The following is a 2348-nucleotide window of genomic DNA, read 5'->3' as shown; positions in this document are numbered from 1 at the left end:
GATGAGGGTATTTGAATAAGTGAATAAACAATATTTAATCTATTCGTTATAAGGTTTTAATATATATTCAGCTAATTTTAGCGCGGGACATTAGAAAGAAAGAAAAACGGTGCCATTAGGCACCGTTTCTTATCAGCGTTTATACCTTTTATAATCAGTGTCACAGCAGTATTAGCTATGACACCAATGATTTTAGGTATAGATAATAACGCGGTAAGTTGTAAACAACTTAGCCGTAGATATTAGCGCGATCACGCAATTCTTTACCTGGCTTAAAGTGTGGAACGTACTTACCTTCCAATTCAACTTTAGCACCAGTCTTTGGATTACGGCCAACACGCGGAGCACGGTAGTGAAGAGAAAAACTGCCAAATCCTCGGATCTCAATGCGCTCACCTTCAGCTAGTGTTCCAGCCATATGTTCAAGCATTTCTTTCACTGCATCCTCAACGGCTTTAGCCGGTACATGAGATTGCTGGCCAGCAAGTCTTTCAATAAGTTCAGACTTGGTCATATTACCTCCAAGCTTTGCAGCTAAACTACCGTATAGGGGCGGAAAAACCGCCCCCCGTTATTACTCGCCTTTTGCAGCTTTGAACGCTTCTGCCATTGCGCTAGAGAAGTTACCTTCTTCTGGCTTGTTGTTAACTGTAGCAATAGCATCTTTCTCATCAGCTTCGTCTTTAGCACGAACAGACAGGCTGATTACGCGATTTTTACGGTCAACGCCAGTATATTTGGCTTCAACTTCATCACCGACGTTCAGAACCAGCGTCGCATCTTCAACGCGGTCGCGAGTTGCTTCGGAAGCACGCAGATAACCTTCTACGCCGCCTGCCAATTCAACTGTAGCACCTTTAGCGTCAACTGCAGTTACTTTACCAGTAACAATAGCACCTTTCTTGTTAACAGACAGGTAGTTATTGAACGGGTCTTCTGCCAGTTGTTTCACGCCCAGGGAGATGCGCTCACGTTCTGCGTCAACTTGCAGAACCACAGCTGCGATTTCGTCGCCTTTCTTATATTCACGAACTGCTTCTTCGCCTGCAACGTTCCAGGAGATGTCAGACAGGTGAACCAGGCCGTCGATGCCGCCGTCCAGGCCGATGAAGATACCGAAGTCAGTGATAGACTTGATTTTACCTTCAACGCGGTCGTTTTTGTTGTGAGTTTCTGCAAACAGCTGCCATGGGTTAGATTTGCACTGTTTCAGGCCCAGAGAAATACGACGACGTTCTTCATCGATGTCCAGAACCATAACTTCCACTACGTCGCCAACGTTAACAACTTTAGACGGGTGAATGTTTTTGTTGGTCCAATCCATTTCTGAAACGTGTACCAAACCTTCAACGCCTTCTTCGATTTCTACGAAGCAGCCGTAATCAGTCAGGTTAGTTACACGACCAGTCAGCTTGGTGCTTTCTGGGTAACGTTTAGCGATAGCAACCCATGGATCTTCGCCAAGCTGTTTCAAGCCCAGGGATACACGAGTACGTTCGCGGTCGAATTTCAGAACTTTAACAGTGATTTCGTCGCCCACATTGACGATTTCGCTTGGGTGTTTAACACGTTTCCAAGCCATGTCAGTAATGTGCAGCAAGCCATCAACGCCACCCAGATCAACGAATGCACCGTAGTCAGTCAGGTTCTTAACGATACCCTTAACTTCCATGCCTTCTTGCAGGTTTTCCAGCAATTGATCACGCTCAGCGCTGTTCTCAGATTCGATAACTGCACGACGAGAAACAACTACGTTGTTGCGTTTCTGATCAAGCTTGATGACTTTGAACTCAAGCTCTTTGCCTTCCAGATGCAGAGTATCGCGAACTGGGCGCACATCAACCAGTGAACCAGGCAGGAACGCACGGATACCGTTCAGTTCGACTGTAAAGCCGCCCTTCACTTTGCCGTTGATCACACCAGTAACGGTTGCAGCTTCTTCGTAAGCTTTTTCCAGCATCAGCCATGCTTCGTGACGCTTAGCTTTTTCACGGGACAGCAGAGTTTCACCGAAGCCGTCTTCAACAGCGTCCAGAGCAACGTCAACTTCGTCACCAACTTGAATTTCCAGTTCGCCTTGCGCGTTCTTGAACTGTTCTGCTGGAATTGCTGACTCAGATTTCAGACCGGCGTCAACCAGTACGATATCTTTATCGATAGAAACAACAACACCACGGACAATAGAGCCCGGACGTGTTTCAATTGTTTTCAGGGATTCTTCAAAGAGTTGAGCAAAAGATTCTGTCATGTTAATAATCTTCAGGATTCTTAAGTTTAACGTCCATCTAGCATCCCGCCGGATGGGGTTGTTTCACATGCCTCGCCACAGATCCTTGCAGCAAGGTTAA

2 protein-coding genes are annotated in these 2348 nt (G+C 46.2%); both read right to left on the bottom strand.

Going from position 1 to position 2348, the window contains the following annotated elements:
- Positions 1–229: 229 nt before the first annotated feature.
- Positions 230–514: an integration host factor subunit beta gene (gene ihfB / locus V1952_RS21230; RefSeq protein ID WP_005184672.1), complete on the bottom strand. Its 285-nt coding sequence runs from the start codon at positions 512–514 to the stop codon at positions 230–232.
- Positions 515–574: 60 nt separating this feature from the next.
- On the bottom strand, positions 575–2248 hold the full coding sequence (gene rpsA / locus V1952_RS21225) for a 30S ribosomal protein S1 (RefSeq protein WP_004391091.1): 1674 nt from the start codon (positions 2246–2248) through the stop codon (positions 575–577).
- Between the last annotated feature and the right edge of the window lie 100 nt (positions 2249–2348).

The organism is Yersinia sp. 2542 StPb PI (genome assembly GCF_048593855.1).
In the GTDB taxonomy this organism is placed as follows: domain Bacteria; phylum Pseudomonadota; class Gammaproteobacteria; order Enterobacterales; family Enterobacteriaceae; genus Yersinia; species Yersinia enterocolitica_E.
The sequence above is the reverse complement of the archived record's forward strand: the minus strand, read 5'-3'. Positions and strand labels throughout refer to the sequence as shown.

Excerpts from the sequence above, each read along its gene's own strand:
- ihfB (WP_005184672.1), bottom strand. The coding sequence starts at position 514 with ATGACCAAGTCTGAACTTATTGAAAGACTTGCTGGCCAGCAATCTCAT.
- rpsA (WP_004391091.1), bottom strand. The coding sequence starts at position 2,248 with ATGACAGAATCTTTTGCTCAACTCTTTGAAGAATCCCTGAAAACAATT.